Source organism: Streptococcus vicugnae (genome assembly GCF_016461705.1).
Classification (GTDB): Bacteria; Bacillota; Bacilli; order Lactobacillales; family Streptococcaceae; genus Streptococcus; species Streptococcus vicugnae.
This window is the reverse complement of record NZ_JAEMHW010000004.1, coordinates 94,767-111,296: the sequence shown is the minus strand read 5'-3', so window position 1 is coordinate 111,296 and position 16,530 is coordinate 94,767. Positions and strand designations below refer to the sequence as shown.

The 16,530-nt window shown below is 36.6% G+C and carries 15 protein-coding genes; 2 read left to right on the top strand and 13 right to left on the bottom strand.

Translation table 11 applies throughout. The features are described 5' to 3' along the window. Nucleotides 1-422: 422 nt before the first annotated feature. The 3 genes from hpf to JG537_RS08305 all read right to left on the bottom strand — a co-directional run bounded on the left by hpf (nucleotide 423) and on the right by JG537_RS08305 (nucleotide 3,008). Complete coding sequence (hpf, locus tag JG537_RS08315; RefSeq protein ID WP_074482701.1) at nucleotides 423-971, bottom strand: ribosome hibernation-promoting factor, HPF/YfiA family; 549 nt, start codon at nucleotides 969-971, stop codon at nucleotides 423-425. Nucleotides 972-1,047: 76 nt separating this feature from the next. Then, nucleotides 1,048-1,710, bottom strand: coding sequence for a ComF family protein (locus JG537_RS08310; protein WP_199544859.1), 663 nt, complete (start codon nucleotides 1,708-1,710; stop codon nucleotides 1,048-1,050). Next, nucleotides 1,707-3,008 carry an ATP-dependent helicase ComFA gene (locus JG537_RS08305; RefSeq protein ID WP_132869615.1) on the bottom strand — a complete coding sequence of 434 codons (1,302 nt, stop codon included), beginning with the start codon at nucleotides 3,006-3,008 and terminating at the stop codon, nucleotides 1,707-1,709. The genes JG537_RS08310 and JG537_RS08305 overlap by 4 nt, the downstream gene beginning before the upstream one ends. Nucleotides 3,009-3,062: 54 nt before the next feature. On the opposite strand from JG537_RS08305, the gene JG537_RS08300 reads away from it, so the two are divergent. Then, complete coding sequence (locus JG537_RS08300; protein ID WP_132869614.1) at nucleotides 3,063-3,689, top strand: YigZ family protein; 627 nt, start codon at nucleotides 3,063-3,065, stop codon at nucleotides 3,687-3,689. Between the two features lie 99 nt (nucleotides 3,690-3,788). Then, nucleotides 3,789-4,718, top strand: a complete 930-nt coding sequence (gene cysK, locus JG537_RS08295; protein WP_132869613.1) for a cysteine synthase A — start codon at nucleotides 3,789-3,791, stop codon at nucleotides 4,716-4,718. Nucleotides 4,719-4,803: 85 nt separating this feature from the next. On the opposite strand, the gene JG537_RS08290 is transcribed toward cysK, so the two are convergent. The 10 genes from JG537_RS08290 to JG537_RS08245 all read right to left on the bottom strand — a co-directional run bounded on the left by JG537_RS08290 (nucleotide 4,804) and on the right by JG537_RS08245 (nucleotide 16,488). Then, a complete protein-coding gene (locus JG537_RS08290; RefSeq protein ID WP_020916316.1) occupies nucleotides 4,804-5,160 on the bottom strand; it encodes a S1 RNA-binding domain-containing protein in 357 nt (118 codons plus the stop codon). Beyond that, nucleotides 5,160-6,560 (bottom strand): bifunctional Cof-type HAD-IIB family hydrolase/peptidylprolyl isomerase, encoded by a 1,401-nt coding sequence (locus tag JG537_RS08285; RefSeq protein WP_199544857.1) that lies wholly within the window; start codon nucleotides 6,558-6,560, stop codon nucleotides 5,160-5,162. The genes JG537_RS08290 and JG537_RS08285 overlap by 1 nt, the downstream gene beginning before the upstream one ends. 124 nt (nucleotides 6,561-6,684) lie before the next feature. Then, nucleotides 6,685-7,329, bottom strand: a complete 645-nt coding sequence (locus JG537_RS08280) for a response regulator transcription factor (protein ID WP_199544855.1) — start codon at nucleotides 7,327-7,329, stop codon at nucleotides 6,685-6,687. Continuing rightward, nucleotides 7,313-8,338 (bottom strand): envelope stress sensor histidine kinase LiaS, encoded by a 1,026-nt coding sequence (locus JG537_RS08275; RefSeq protein ID WP_199544853.1) that lies wholly within the window; start codon nucleotides 8,336-8,338, stop codon nucleotides 7,313-7,315. The genes JG537_RS08280 and JG537_RS08275 overlap by 17 nt, the downstream gene beginning before the upstream one ends. Then, complete coding sequence (gene liaF, locus JG537_RS08270) at nucleotides 8,335-9,030, bottom strand: cell wall-active antibiotics response protein LiaF (protein WP_199544851.1); 696 nt, start codon at nucleotides 9,028-9,030, stop codon at nucleotides 8,335-8,337. Before liaF ends, JG537_RS08275 begins: the two co-directional genes overlap by 4 nt. A 97-nt stretch (nucleotides 9,031-9,127) precedes the next feature. Then, nucleotides 9,128-11,014, bottom strand: a complete 1,887-nt coding sequence (gene pknB / locus JG537_RS08265; RefSeq protein WP_199544846.1) for a Stk1 family PASTA domain-containing Ser/Thr kinase — start codon at nucleotides 11,012-11,014, stop codon at nucleotides 9,128-9,130. After that, nucleotides 11,014-11,751 (bottom strand): Stp1/IreP family PP2C-type Ser/Thr phosphatase, encoded by a 738-nt coding sequence (locus tag JG537_RS08260; RefSeq protein WP_132869380.1) that lies wholly within the window; start codon nucleotides 11,749-11,751, stop codon nucleotides 11,014-11,016. Before JG537_RS08260 ends, pknB begins: the two co-directional genes overlap by 1 nt. Before the next feature lie 37 nt (nucleotides 11,752-11,788). Next, nucleotides 11,789-13,111 (bottom strand): 16S rRNA (cytosine(967)-C(5))-methyltransferase RsmB, encoded by a 1,323-nt coding sequence (rsmB, locus tag JG537_RS08255; protein ID WP_199544844.1) that lies wholly within the window; start codon nucleotides 13,109-13,111, stop codon nucleotides 11,789-11,791. Further along, entirely contained in the window at nucleotides 13,101-14,036 is a 936-nt protein-coding gene (gene fmt, locus JG537_RS08250) for a methionyl-tRNA formyltransferase (protein ID WP_132869382.1), read from the bottom strand. Before fmt ends, rsmB begins: the two co-directional genes overlap by 11 nt. A gap of 61 nt (nucleotides 14,037-14,097) precedes the next feature. Beyond that, a complete protein-coding gene (locus JG537_RS08245; RefSeq protein WP_199544842.1) occupies nucleotides 14,098-16,488 on the bottom strand; it encodes a primosomal protein N' in 2,391 nt (796 codons plus the stop codon). Nucleotides 16,489-16,530: the final 42 nt, after the last annotated feature.

The window sequence follows — 16,530 nt, the reverse complement described above, 5'->3', positions numbered from 1 at the left end:
TGAGCCAGGATCAAACTCTCATTTAATCTTGTTCTCATTCTGTCACTGACAGATTTATCGTTTTTGACAGGTTACTTCCGTAACCCGCACGTTTGGTTCGTATTGTTCAGTTTTCAAAGGTCTTTGTCTCATCAGAGACAACTTCTATATTCTATCAAATTTAAAACTCGCTGTCAATACCTTTTTCAAGGTTTTTTCAAACTTGTTTCAAATCTGTTACCGCTACCCTCTCGGACAACAGCTATATTAGTTTAGCATTGCCATTTGATTTTGTCAACATCTTTTTTTAAGATTTTTTTCTCTTGGATTTCCTCTTCCGTGGAGCCCCTCAAGCAGCAACTCTAATAATTTATCATCTATTCTACCTTCTGTCAAGTGGAAATTAAAAAAATCCGCTAAAAATTTAGCGGATTTACAATCAGTTATTTGGCTTCAATTAAACCAAGTTCACCATCTTCACGACGATAAAGAATGTTTGTTACCCCATCTTCAGCATCTGTGTAGATAAAGAAATCATGTCCCAAAAGGTCCATTTGAAGAAGCGCTTCGTCAAGGTCCATCGGTTTCAAGCTAACATGTTTCGTACGGACGACATTTACAACTGGACCTTCTTCAACGGGTTCAGCTTCAAATTCGCTTGTGAAAATTTGGCTAGCTGGAACTTTTTCACGATGTTTTTTAGCAATTTTTGTCTTATTTTTACGAATTTGACGTTCGATTTTATCAGTTACCAAATCGATTGATCCATACATGTCTTGTGAAACGTCTTCAGCTCTAAGAGTGATTGAATCAACCAAAATTGTTACTTCAACTTTTGCAGTTTTTTCACGGTAAACTTTTAAATTAACACGAGCATCTAATTCTTGTTCAGCATTGAAGTATTTTTCAATTTTACCGAGTTTAGATTCGACATAGTTACGGATTGCATCTGTTACTTCGATGTTTTCTCCACGAACACTATATTTAATCATAAAAACACCTCTTTCTCGCTATAAAGCGCTTTCTTTACTCTTTTATTATACTGCTTTCATGAAAATTTGCAAGTATTTACCGTGCAATTGTTAAACTTTTTACAATCTTTGTTCCTCTTTCATAAAATAATTGGTAAATTCCTCTTAAAGTTGCTCCTGTCGTGTAGATATCATCTATTATCAACACTTTATCTGGAATATAATTATCTGATTTCAGACTAAAGGGACAATCACTTTCTAGTCTTTCTTTTCTGTTCTTATCAGACTGCTTTCTTATCTCTTTCTTGCTTAAAATATCTTGATAAGAAATATGCGCGGAATCAAGTAACGCTGTAACCTGATTAAATTGCCTTGCGGCCATTCGCTCCGTGCTTAAGGGGACAGGAACAACCGTATAATCTTTATATTCTTTTAAAACTTGTTTTAATTCTTTAACAAAGACTTGACTTAATAGCATGTCTCCTTGAAATTTATACTTAGAGAAATACTCTTTCATTGCCTCGTTATAGGTATAAATTGCTCGATGTTGAACATTATGATCTTCTTTAGCCCATTTTTTGCAGTCTGTGCATTGTTCACTACTTCCATTTCGATAACATGTTGGGCAATGCTCATCGCCGATTTTCTCAAAAGCATTCTGGCATTCTGGACAAATTAACTTGGCAGTTTTTCTCATAGAAATTATTCCTAAAAATGTTTCTCTTTCGGAGAATTCTTGCCCGCAAAGTAAACATTTCATCCAAATCCTCCTTTTTTATTCATTTCTTTGATTTCTGCAATGGCCTTTTTCATAGCTTTTGTTGTGCCATCGTGTAAAAATAATAGTTCTCCTGTTGGCCTTTCAATTGCCCGTCCAACACGACCTGCAATCTGGACTAAGGCACTTTTACTGTATAATCTATGATTAGCAAGCAAAACAAAGACATCTACACACGGAAATGTTACACCTCGTTCTAAAATAGTTGTTGTCACAAGAATAGTGAGCTCTTTTTTTCTAAATTGTTCAACCAGTTCTAGACGATTTTCGGTCTGACTTGAAACAAATCCAATAGCTTCGGCAGGAAAAATTTCCTGCAAAATAATTGAAAATTGTTTGCCTTGTTCGATATTTGGAAAAAAGATAAGAAGGGGAAAATGGCTTTGCCGCTGTTTTTTTAGCAAAGAGTTTAATTTATTAGAGATTTTTCCTTTTTTCATTGATGACTGAAGACCATTCAGCCAAACCATTTTAGGAATAACTAATGGGTTTGCATGAAATCGTCTAGCTAAGTGTAATTTTGTCAGTTCTCCTTTTCTTACTTTTTTATCCAATTCATCCGTAGAGGTCGCTGTAAGAAAAATTTTGACCCCATCATCTTTAATTGATTGATTAACAGCGTGATAAAGCATTGGATTATCAACAAAAGGAAAGGCATCAACTTCATCGATAATCAATAAGTCAAATGCTCGGTAAAATTTCAACAATTGGTGAGTCGTCGCAATAATCAGTGGTGAACGTTTGTAAGCTTCTGAATCTCCATGTAACAAGGTTATCGGGCAAGAAAAATCTCGTGACAACCTATTATAAAGCTCTAAACAAACATCAATTCGGGGACTTGCCAGACAAACACAACCACCTTGGTCAATCACGCTTGCAACACTTTGATAAATCATCTCTGTTTTTCCAGCACCTGTTACTGCATGAACTAATAAATCACTTTTTTGAGCGATGCCTGCCAACATTCCTTGAGAAACTTCTTTTTGATAAGGCGTTAATTCTCCCTTCCAAATGAGAGACTCAGTCTCTGGAAAGCCAATTTGAGGAAAATAATATAGGTTACTATCACTGGTATTTCGACCAAAAATCAAGCATTCTCTACAATAGATACGACCAGTTTGTAACATATGATTTGGCGACACTCTGTTCCCACAACGGTTGCAAATTATTTTGCCATTTTGTTTTATCATAGATGGCATTACCTTTGCTTTTTGCTTTAATTCATTAGTGAGCTGCGCTTCAGTAAAAATTCTTCCATAATAGTCATTCATTTCTGCCATACCTATTTATTCGAAAATTTTGCTAAATCCTTAAAAATCTTGTAAAATTTTGGTATGAATTATAAAACAATCAAAACTGATGGTATTTGCGAAGAAGAAATAAAAAAATCTCGCTTTATTTGCCAATTAAAACGTGTTGAAACTGAAGAAGAGGGACGAGAATTTATTGCTCAAATTAAAAAAGAACACTACAAAGCAACTCATTCTTGTTCAGCGATGATTATTGGAGAAAATGCTGAAATTAAGCGTTCTAGTGATGATGGTGAACCAAGCGGGACAGCTGGCGTTCCCATGCTAACTGTTTTAGAAAAACAAGGCTTAACAAACGTTGTTGCTGTTGTCACACGTTATTTCGGTGGTATTAAACTTGGCGCTGGTGGCTTAATTCGTGCTTATGCTGGGAGCGTCGCCAATGCTCTAAAAGAAATTGGAATTGTTGAAGTTAAAGAACAAGATGGGCTTAAGCTAACACTTTCATACCCTCAATATCAGACCTTCTCTAACTTTTTGCAGGCTGAAAATCTTCAAGAATTCGAAACTGAATTTTTAGAAAATGTTACGACACACATCTACCTTGATCCAGAAAATGTTCAAGCAGTCAGTGATCGCCTTGTTGAATTTTATCAAGGAAAAGTTTCTTTTGAAAAATCAGGTTCAAAAATCGTTGAAGTTGAGCTGTGATAAGATTTCTCTATCACCATGATAAGAATTATATATTTTACAAACAGTCAATTTGAGCATATACTTGACCTATAAATTTTAATTCAAGGAGAATCATTTATGGCAAAAATTTATAACTCAATTACTGAACTAATTGGAAATACTCCTATTATCAAGCTTAATAACATTGTTCCTGAAGATGCTGCTGATGTTTATGTTAAAATTGAATCATTTAACCCAGGTTCATCTGTTAAAGACCGTATTGCTCTTCGTATGATCGAAGATGCTGAAAAAGCTGGTACTATCAAACCTGGTGATACAATCGTCGAACCTACATCTGGTAATACTGGTATTGGACTTGCATGGGTTGGTGCAGCTAAAGGATACAAAGTCATTATTGTTATGCCTGAAACAATGAGCCTTGAACGTCGTAAAATTATTCAAGCTTATGGTGCTGAACTTGTTTTGACACCAGGAAGCGAAGGAATGAAAGGTGCTATTGCAAAAGCGAAGGAAGTTGCAGCAGAGAAAAATGGTTGGGTACCACTTCAATTTGCTAACCCTTCTAATCCAGCCGTCCACGAAGCAACAACAGGTGCTGAAATTATCGAAGCCTTTGGACCAAAAGGACTTGATGCTTTTGTAGCTGGTGTGGGTACAGGTGGGACTGTTTCTGGTGTTTCTCATGCGCTTAAAAAAGTTAATCCTGATATTAAAGTTTATGCTGTTGAAGCCGATGAATCTGCTGTACTTTCTGGTGAAAAACCAGGTCCACATAAAATTCAAGGTATCTCAGCTGGTTTCATTCCAGATACTCTTGATACTAAATCTTATGATGCAGTCATTCGCGTAGCATCAGACGATGCCATTCTTACAAGCCGTAATCTTGGTGGAAAAGAAGGTTTCCTTGCTGGTATTTCATCTGGTGCAGCTATTTTCGCAGCTATTGAAAAAGCTAAAGAACTTGGTAAAGGTAAAAAAGTCTTGGCACTTCTTCCAGATAATGGTGAACGTTACCTTTCAACGTCTCTTTACGATTTTGGTGAATAAAGAATATTATATATGAAAAGGCTGGGGCAATGCCCCAACCTTTTTTACATACATTATAAAAAGAGCACCCAACGGTGCCTCTTTTTCAATCTTTTGTTAATAGTTCTAGGCTTTCTTTAGTCCATTTTGGCAGATTATCTGCTAAAGGTTGAAAGCCGATGTTTAAGTGACTATTTGAAAATCGGTGGCGACGATGAAGATGATGTTTTTCTTCTTCCAGCGTACGTAATGATAAGCTTGCCTTTTGAGTAAATTCATCAAAATCAACTACTTGAACCAAGACTTTCTCACCAACTTTTAACAGTTGATAAATATTTTCAATATAGCCAGTTTTGATTTCTGAGATGTGAATAAGGCCTGTTGTCCCATTATCCAATGCGACAAAGGCACCATAAGGTTTTATACCTGTTATTGTTCCAGTGATTTTGTCGCCAATTCTCATTAATCAACTACCTCAATAGTTTCGATAACTACATCTTCAACTGGGCGGTCTTGTGCACCAGTTTCGACGTTTGCAATTTCATCTAAGACTTTGTATGAAGCTTCATCCATAATTTGACCAAAGACTGTATGACGACGGTCAAGGTGAGGTGTTCCACCTTTAGCAGCATAAAGTTCTGCGATTGGTTTTGGCCAGCCACCACGTTCAAGTTCTTTTTGAGCGTATGGAATTTTGCTATTTTGAACGATAAAGAACTGGCTCCCGTTTGTATTTGGACCAGCATTTGCCATTGAAAGAGCTCCACGAACATTGTAAAGTTCTTCTGAGAATTCATCTTCAAAACTATCGCCGTAGATAGATTGTCCACCCATACCAGTACCAGTTGGGTCACCACCTTGAATCATGAATTCTGGAATAATACGGTGGAAAATGATACCGTCATAGTAACCATCTTTTGACAAAGCAACAAAGTTCGCTACTGTTTTTGGTGCATGATCAGGGAAAAGTTTGATTTTCATGTCACCATGATTTGTTTTTATTGTCGCAACTGGACCTTCAACTGTTGATAAATCAACTTGTGGGAAATTTAATTGTTTTTCTACCAAACCGAGTTCCTCCAAAGCATATAAAATGCCATCTTCTTCTACTGTTTTTGTTACAAAATCTGCTTTTTCTTTGAGTTCAGGCACGGCATTGCCCATAGCAATTTTCAAACCAACATAATCAAAGATTTCCATATCATTTGGTCCATCGCCAAACATCAACGCATTGATTGGTTTTAAGTTTTGACTTTCTAAAACATGAGCAACACCTGAGGCTTTAGACACACCAACTTTAACAACATCAGATGAATGTTCGTGCCAAGGAACCAAGCGAATTTCACTAGCTAATTCTTCAGGCAATTGCAAGTCAGCATTATTTTCAGCAAATGTCCACATTTGATAAACATCGTTTGTCAAATAAAAATCTGGTTCAACATCACAAATGCCATAAATCGGACTCATAGCATCATCAATCAAGTCACAACGTTTTGACACGACTGGTTTATCCTTACCAGTAAAGCCGTACTCAATACCTTTTGACTTAGCCCAGTTGACGTATTTTTCAACTAAATCACGTGGAAGAGGATCACTAACAATCTCTGCTTCTTTTTTGTCAACAACATATGTTCCATTGATTGTGACAAAATAATCAGGGTTTAAATCACGGATTTCAGGAACAACACCATAAAGAGCGCGTCCTGTCGCAATTCCTGTCATAATGCCTTTTTCTTTCAAACTTTTAAAAACATACTTGATTGATTCTGGCATATAACCTGTGACTTTGACACGTAAGGTATCATCAATGTCAAAGAAAACAATTTTTGTCTTCTTAGCCTTGTATTTTGTTTTTACATCCATCTGTATCATTATGGGAAAGGAAATGGTCATTAAATCTCATTTTCCATAAAAAGTCCAAAGACTTTTTATCCCATTTTCCTTTCTAACTTTAAAATCAAAGAAAAGCTATGTTCTTATTATATCATTAATCCTCATCTTGCGGTACTAAATGATGCTTAAAGGCATAGACAACTGCTTGCGTACGGTCATCTACTTCTAACTTAGCTAAAATGTTTGAAACGTGTGTTTTGACCGTTTTCAATGAAATAAACAATTCATCAGCAATGGTTTGATTATCATAACCTTTAGCTAAAAGTCTCAAAATATCACGCTCGCGTGCGGTCAAATCTTCATGCAATTCAGGTTGCTTGTCATGAGCTTTGATTTTTTTATCAACTTCTGTTTCGATAGCTAGCTCTCCTCGCGCAACTTTTTGAATCGCATTTAAAATTTCTGCTGCACTAGATGTTTTTAACATGTAACCTTTGGCGCCCGCTTCGATTACAGGATAGATTTTTTCGTTATCAAGATATGATGTCAAAACAAGGATTTTAGCCTCTTTCCACTCCTTTAGAAGTTTCAAAGTGGCCTCAACACCACTCATTTCAGGCATCACTAAATCCATAACTACTACATCTGGTTTTAAGTCTAAAGCAAGTTTAATCCCTTCAACACCATTTCCTGCTTCACCAACAACTTCAATATCTGGTTGCAAGTTAAAAAAACTTTTCAATCCCAGACGTACCATTTCGTGATCATCAACTAGGATAACTCTAATTTTCTGGGTCATCTTCTTTCTCCTCGTTTTCTCCCTTAACCAAAGGCAAGCGGATATCCATCGATACTCCTTTTCCCTTTTGGCTCAATAATGTCATCGTTCCAGCCATGTCATCAACACGTTCTTCAATATTATTAAGACCATAACTTAAATCATGTCTTTCATCCATATCAAAACCAACACCATTATCGATCATTTTTAATTGTAGCTCAGTTTTGGTTTGATTAAGGTAAACTTCTAAACGTGTTGCTTTGGCATGTTTAAGTGTATTGCTGATAAATTCTTGAGCAATTCGAAAAACGTTATCTTCAATTTTTTTAGGTAGTTTTCCGATATTTTTCTTATAAACAACTTCTATACTACTCTTATCTGTTAATTCTTTCAAGAGGATATCAAAACCTTCTGAAAGGGTTTTATTTTCTAATTCAGTGGGTCGTAAGTGTAAGAGCAAAATACGCAGGTCTTTTTGAGCATTTTGTAGCATACTTTCAACGGCAGTCAACTGGAATTCAAGCTGCTCTCTTTCAATCTGATCAAGGTTAGCAGATACTCCAGAAAGAATCATTGAGGAAGCAAACAGTTCTTGGCTAACTGTGTCATGTAAATCACGTGCGATACGTTTGCGTTCTTGTTCCACAATTTCTTGACCATTTTGAATACGACTGTTTTCCGTATTTTGTAGGCTATTTGTCAAATGCGTCATCTTTTTAGATAAGCGTGATAAATTAGCATTAATCTCAGTGTCTTCGTCTAAAAATACCTCTTGGTTGTTCAAAATACGTCGTAGATTTTGGTTAATACTGCGTTTACTATTATCATCTAAAATAACCCAAAGAAGCAATAACAGAATCGTAACAGCTAAGATTAGGAAAACAATTGAGAAAACAAAACGCTCTCCCATCCAAAAATCTGAAATAAGATTTTCTAAATGTAATTCTAGACTATCTAAAACAACGACAACAATAGAAATAATGATAATACTTGCATAGAGAATCAAAAGTAAAAAATGATGCTTTTTCATTTACGTACCACCTCGACATCTCCAGCTAATGTATTAACAATGATTTTAACTACTTTCAAATAGTCATCATCTTGCTCATGCCATAATTTTAAAGATTCATTTCGCAAATCATATTCAGCAAAATCAAAATAACGAACACTGCCATAAATAGCACTAACATCTAATTTAACACCAACATCAATAGGAACTAAAATTTTAGTTGGCCCAAACACTTTACGAATGATAACAACATTATCCTTACCTGTCACAATAACGTTACTTAAATCAATTGTGTCACTTCCTGTTAATCGAATAATATTAATATCATCAAAAGCATAAAAATCACTATCATGCATATCAGCGCCAATCCATTGATTACGAATTGGTTTAGCTTTTAACTCTTCCTCACGAAATCGTACAAGTGCAAAACGATTTTTCTTTTTAACTTGTGAGAAATGGTTAATAACCACATAAACAACCCCAAGTACCACTGCCATAATGATGTAGGGGTTTAACATTAGGATTAAAAATAAAAGAACTAAGCCTACTGTTAGCAAAAAATTATTGCGTTTGTCCTGATTATAAAAACGCAATGCTAAAAGAATTAACACTAAAATCAAGATAAAACTCGATAAATTATTTGCCATGATTGTCATCAAGCCCATGACCAATAGAATCGTTTCTACAATGACAAAAAATTGAACTTTCCTCATATCATACCCTTTCTTTTTCTGTATTTTACCAAAAAGAAGGGAAAAATGCTCGGTTTTGCCTAAAAAAGAACACCCTTTCGGGTGTTCTTTTAAAATATTATTGTTCAACTGATGCATCAGTTTGTGAGCTTTCTTCAGTACTGCTACTGCTGCTACTTGATGAACTTGACTCAGTCGTTTCACTTGACTCAGTTGACTCAGGAACAGATTGCGATGGTGCTACTTCAGAAGATTGAACGTCACTTCCAGATGAGAAGTAAAGTTTCACATTTCCTTCAATAGCTGCGCCAAAGTAAGGATCTTGTGCCACAACAACTGCAGAGGCAGATGGTGTTTTGACTTGAGAGTATCCAGTTGATGAAGTAGCATCTGCTTGGAATACTGTAATATGTGAGCTTGATAAGCCAAGTGCAGTCAATTCAGCAATAGCATCTTGGTAAGTATAACCAATAAGGTTTGGCATAACGATTGCTGCAACCTTGAAAGTAATCTTATCTTCACTAGCTACTTTTGTACCTTTTTCAGGTGTTTGACTAATGATAGTACCACCGTCATAGTTAGTACCTGTTATCCATTCGACATCAATCTTATCACTTGAAATACCGTGCTTATCTTTAAGTTCTTTGATAACTTCTTGATAGTTTTGACCAGTATAATCTTTCATCTTAAAGCCTGATGTTCCTTTTGACACATAAATGTCAACTTTGGCACCTTCTTTTTTAGATGAACCTGCTGTTGGATCTGTTTTAATAACTTGACCACTTGGCACTGTATCGCTAGCAATTTTATGAATATCACCAACTTTAAGCCCCGCTGATGTAAGAGTTGTCTTAGCATCTTGTAAACTTGTTCCAGCTACATCTGGAACATTAACAGAGGCTGGGGTGCTTAACGTCAAGTAAGTGAAAATAGCGATGGCAACAATTACTACAGCAAAGAAAATTTTCATCATCGTACCAAACATACGGTGTGATTTTTTCTTCTTAGGTTTTGCTTTTGCAATTTTATTTTCTGTAGTTTCTCGATTAGCCTTAGCAGCTTTTTGTTTTTTCAACAATTGTTCTGTAGTTGAGGGAACAGGTGTTGATGTGGTTACTTTTGGTAACGTCTTAGTGTTTTCAGTGTCCTCAAAAACTAGTTTACGTTCACGACTACGATTATATGAAAGAGCAGTCATCAAATCACGGCTCATTTCAAAAGTAGATGCATAACGATCACTTAAACGTTTAGCAGTTGCCTTAATAACAACATTTTCCAAAGCTTGAGGAACATTTTTATTTTCATCAATGATTGATGGAAGTGGTTTTTGGAAATGTTGAAGGGCAATGGTAACAGCAGAATCTCCATCATATGGAATGTGACCTGTTAACATTTCAAACAACATAATCCCCATAGCATAAATATCACTTTGAACAGTGGCTTTTGAACCACGCGCTTGTTCAGGTGAAAGATAATGCACACTACCAAGCATTGAGTTTGTCTGTGTCAAGCTTGTTTCTGCAAAAGCTACAGCGATACCAAAGTCGGTAACTTTAACTGTTCCATCTTTGGTTAACAAAATATTTTGTGGTTTTAAATCACGGTGAACAATACCTTGTTGATGAGCCAAAGTCATCGCAGACAAGACTTCTTCCATGATTCTAACAACTTCATTATTAGAAAGAGGGGCATGGTCTTGAATGTATTTTTTCAAGTCCGAGCCATCAACATATTCCATTACTAAGAATTGCTGTCCGTCTTCTTCTCCAATATCACGAATCGAAACGATATTTGGATGGTTCAGCTCTGCCATGGCACGCGCTTCACGTTGGAAACGAGCAACGGCAATTTGATCTGTTTGATAATTCGTCCGAAGAACTTTGATAGCCACTTCTTCATTATCAAGAATTAGATCTTTGGCAAGATAAACATCTGCCATTCCACCCCGTCCGATAGATTTGAGGATCCGATAACGACCAGCAAATAATTTGCCAATCTGAATCATTAAGCTTCCTCGCTTTCGGCATGGATAAGAGCAATGGTGATATTATCAAGACCTCCACGTTCGTTAGCAAGAGTCACTAACTCATTATTTTTATCATCAAGATTTTTATCTTGACTTAAAATGCTAACAATTTCGTCATTGGTAATCATATTTGTTAAACCATCACTGTTAATAATAAGATAATCGTCTTCTTCAAGAACTTGAACCCCTAAATCAGGTTCAACTGGATTAGCTTGTCCAATAGATTGTGTAATGATATTTTTTTGTGGGTGATTTGCAGCTTCTTCTTCTGTCAATTGACCAGCTTTCACCAATTCGTTAACGAGAGAGTGGTCGCTAGTTAGCAATTTATATTCACCATTATGGAGCAATCCAATGCGTGAATCACCAACGTGAGCAAAGATAACATTGTTATCAACAATCGCTAAAGCCTCAACGGTTGTTCCCATACCTTTGTACTCATCAGTTTGACCCAGTTCATAAATTCTTTGATTTTCTGCTTCTAGCGCAGTAATCAGCCAATCACGAATTTGGCTTAATTCAGTAAAATCGGTACTAATCCATTCACGTCCAAGATCAGTGACGGTCATTTCACTAGCAATATTACCAGCACGATGACCTCCCATACCATCTGCTAGGATGACTAAAGTGATACCTTTCTCGTTATCAAATTTATTAATAAAATCCTGATTATTTGAACGTCTTTGTCCGATATCAGTTACAAGTGAAATTTTCATAGTTTTCCTTCTGACTGTGTCAGTTTCCTCCTTGAGATTACAAGATACGTTTAACTTGTCCAATAAAGAACCCGTCTGTCTGATATTGTTCAGGTGTAATAGCAATACAGCCATCTTTGACAATATCTTCTTGCGTATGACTCAGTTTTACCTGCTCAAAATTTGGATGAGTTTCTAAAAATTTGTTAATAACTTGGAAGTTTTCCTCATCAAAAATCGTACAAGTGCTATAAGTTATTATACCACCTTTACGCAATGTTTGACAAACGCTATCAAGAATTTGCAATTGAATTTCCTGTAAAGCATTGAAATCTTGGTTTTCTTTATTGTATTTAATGTCAGGCTTGCGGCGAATCAAGCCGATTCCTGAACAAGGTGCATCAACTAAAATCTTATCAAATGAATCAGCTGCAAAATGTTCATGGACACTTGTGGCATCCATTTTTTGTGTCGTGATTTTATCATCTACATGCAGACGTTTAGCATTATCCATGACAAGCGCTAGCTTATGATCATACAAATCTAGTGCCGTAATGTGCCCATCTGTCAGATAAGAAGCCATGTGAGTGGTCTTTCCACCAGGTGCTGCGCAGGCGTCTAAGATTTGCTCATTTCCCTGAATATTAAGAGTTGGAGCCACTAATTGACTTGACTCATCTTGGATGGTGATATCACCTTGTGAAAAATAGTCTGTCCCTGCAAAATGTCCCGAAGTTTTGACCAAACCAACTGGTGATAAAAGAGATTGTTCTGCGCCAGTTGCCGCTTTAATCTCAGCTAGTTTTTCAGGATGTGTTACTCGGATACTTGCTTTATTTCGGACAAATAAACTTTGCATGATAGCTATTGCACGTTCTTCACCAAATTGATCAATTAATTTTTTAACCAACCAAACTGGTAAAGAATAGAGAACTGAATAACGCTTATTTTTACGCTTAATCTCTTCAGGATTTGGGAGCTTTTCTTTGGCCAAGCGTCGTAAAACAGCATTAACAAATTTTTCAGCACCCTTTTTGTTACCGCGATTTTTAGCAATATTAACCGCATCATTAACCACAGCATGAGCAGGCATTTTATCAAGGTATAACAATTGATAAAGGCTCAACATCAAGAGGTAATAAACCCAAGGATCTAGCTTATCGCGGTCTTCGATATAGTGAGCAAGATACCATTCTAAAGTAATCTTTCGTGCCACCGTACCATATACAATTTCAGTCACTAAAGACTTATCTTTTTGCGATAGTTTCGTGTGTTTTAGTTCTTGATTAAGAGCGATATTAGAATAAGCTCCTTCTTCAAAGACATTTTCAAGAACAAGTAGCGCTAAGCCACGAGCTTGATTTTTCCAATCATTCGCCAATAAGGTCACCTACTTCAAGCTTACGTCCAACACCATTAAGAAAATCAACAATACTCATGCGTGGTTTTCCAGCGGGTTGCACTGTTTTAAGAGAAATAGCGCCATCTCCAGTTGCCACAACCAATGATTTCTTACCTTTTTCAATGATTTGACCTGGTTTTCCTTGTCCTTCTACCAAACTTGCTTCATAAATTTTGAAACGTTTGCCATCAAGAAGAGTATGTGCAACTGGCCATGGGTACAATCCGCGGATATGGTTGAAGACATCACGCGCTGATTTATTCCAATCAATACGTTCTTCTTCTGGTGTGATATTTGGTGAGAAAGTCGCTTGGCTTTCATCTTGTGGTTCTGGTTTGATGTTGCCAGCGATGTAATCCGGCAATGTTTTCAAAAGCAAATCACGTCCAATGACAGCTAATTTTTCAAACATTGTTCCAACATTATCATCATCAGTAATTGGTGTAGAGGCTTTAGCAATCATATCACCAGCATCCATTTTCTTAACCATTTCCATGATTGTCACACCAGCTTCTTTATCACCATTGATGATAGCATAGTGAATTGGTGCACCACCACGATATTTAGGAAGAAGTGATGCATGCACATTAACAGCAAAATCAACAGAATCAAGCAATTTTGTTGGCAAAAATTGACCGAATGCAGCTGTTACAATACCATCAGCTCCCAAAGTCATAAGCTCAGCCATCTCGTCTGAACCAGACATCTTCTCAGGTTGGTAAACAGGGAGATTATGTTCCAAAGCAACTTCCTTAACAGGAGTCATTTTGATTTCTTTTTTACGACCAACCGCGCGGTCTGGCTGTGTTACAACTGCCAAAACGTCATAGTTGGCATCATCTAGCAAACCTTTTAGAACAGTCGCTGAAAAATCAGGTGTTCCCATAAAAATTAATTTTGTCATCTTAGTTCCTCTCAAAGGATTTTATTACTTAAATTTTTCTTTATTATAGCATAGCAGAGCACTACATAAAATTTTGTGGCTCATAATCTATTACTAAACGTAAATCTTTATTTTCTGGTAATTGAGTCATATCTAAAATCTGATTTAAGACACTTTCCAAATGGTCTTCAAAACGATATTTGACAATGATTTGGTAGTGGTAAAGATTATGCGTTCTAGCAATTGGTTTAGGTGTTGGTCCAAGGATTTTAATTTTATCAGACAGATGCTGGCGCAAGATTTGTAACAACTCAAAAGACTTACGCACTACAGTCTGCTCATCCTTATGTGATAAAGTTAAGCCAACAGTAAAATAATATGGTGGGTAAGATAATTGTTTACGAATTCCCATCTCATAAGCATAGAAAGCTTCATAATCTTGCTTTTGGGCTAACTTGATAGCGTAATGCTGGGGATTGTATGTCTGAATAAGAACCTCTCCTTCTTTTTCAGCGCGTCCCGCACGCCCAGCAACCTGTGTTAATAATTGAAATGTCCGTTCAGATGATCTAAAATCTGGCAGATTTAGAGACGTATCCGCATTTAAGACACCAACCAAGGTAACATTTGGAAAATCAAGTCCCTTAGCAATCATCTGAGTCCCAAGTAGAATATCAGCCTCATGATTACCAAATTTATCAAGAATACGCTGATGAGCTCCCTTTTGTCGCGTAGTATCAACATCCATTCGCAAAATACGCGCTTGCGGGAAGACTTCTGACAATTCATCGTAAGCCTTCTGTGTCCCTGTTCCATAATAACGAATGCTGCGACTATGACAATTTGGACAAGTGTGTGGAATAGCTTTTTCAAAGCCACAATAGTGACAATTCATAGTCTTAGTGTCCATATGAAGCGTCAAAGAAATATCACAATTTGGACATTCATCCACGTAACCACAATCACGACACATAACGAAACTTGAATAGCCTCGTCGATTCAACATGAGCACAACTTGCTCATTTTTCTCCAAACGATCCGCAATTTTTTCCAGCAAGTAAGGTGTATAATTGCTGACCTCCTGCTTACCGACATAATCACGAAAATCAACAATATCAACTTTAGGAATCTTGGCTAATGGATTAGCGCGGTGAGTCAATTGTAAAAAATGATAAACATCTCGACTGGCGCGTGCACGACTTTCAATACTTGGAGTTGCAGACCCCATTAACAAAACAGCTTTGTGATATTTAGCTCGAAGCAAAGCCACATCACGCGCATGATAACGTGGATTTGATTCTTGCTTGTAAGTTGCTTCGTGTTCTTCGTCAATGATGATAGCTCCGATATTTTCCATTGGAACAAAAATGGCAGAGCGTGCACCAACAACAACACGAGCTTGACCAGATTTAATTTTGCGCCACTCATCAAATTTCTCACCATCAGATAAAGCTGAATGCATAATAGCCACTTGCTTACCAAAACGTGAAATGAAACGATTTGTCATCTGAGGTGTCAAAGAGATTTCAGGCACCAAAACAATTGCTGTTTTACCAAGTTTTAAGACCTTATCAATGATGTGCAAATATACTTCAGTCTTCCCTGAACCTGTCACACCTTCTAGTAAAAATGGCTTAGAGTCTTTGCCAATTTGGCTAGTCACCTCTTCAACAACTGCTGCTTGTTCTTCATTCAAATCAAGAAATTCTGTCATTGCAACATCAAAGTAAGCATCCGAACGTTTTTTCTCTTTTTCTAAAATGGCTAATAGATTATTCTCCACAAAGAATTTAACAACTTCTCGTGAGAAGAGCTGATGCAAATCAGAAAGTTTTCCCTCGTCAGGATGCTCAAGTAAATAATCTCGTAAAAGTAAACGTTTTTTAGCCCTTACTGAAATCTCTGTTTGAGCGAGCTGTTTGAGATTAACTTGATAGAATTTTTCCGTTTTGATACTTTTCTTATCTTTAGCAAGATAATCAACTGTGATTTTTCCAGCTTGAACTAGACGAGCTACTTTTTTAGCTTCCGCTTCAGAAAGCGTTGAATGAAGTCTGCTCTCTTTATCTCCGAACAAAACCAAACGTTCTTCGCTAGATAGTGTCTTTGTCGGCACCAAACGTTTATCGTATGTTGAATTGAGCAAATTAGGAATCATTGATTTCAAAATTGAAATCTTATAAGAAAAAACAGTATGACGCATTTGATCTGCTAAAGCAAGCTGTTCTTCATTCAAAACTGGTTCAAAATCCAATACCTCGCTAATAGCTTTTAAGTTGCTGGCATCACTTTCTAACGTTTCCGAAAATCCTACAACAAATCCTTGTAAAAGACGGTTACCACGACCAAAAGGAACATGAACACGCGACCCCAAGGTGACTTGATTTTGCATATCTTCTGGCACAAGATATGAGAAAGGCTTATCAGTCTGCATTAATGGGACATCAACAATGACCTGAGCAATTTTTGTCATAATTCTCCCTTCTAATCCTTAATAAACTCAAAAAATTTATCC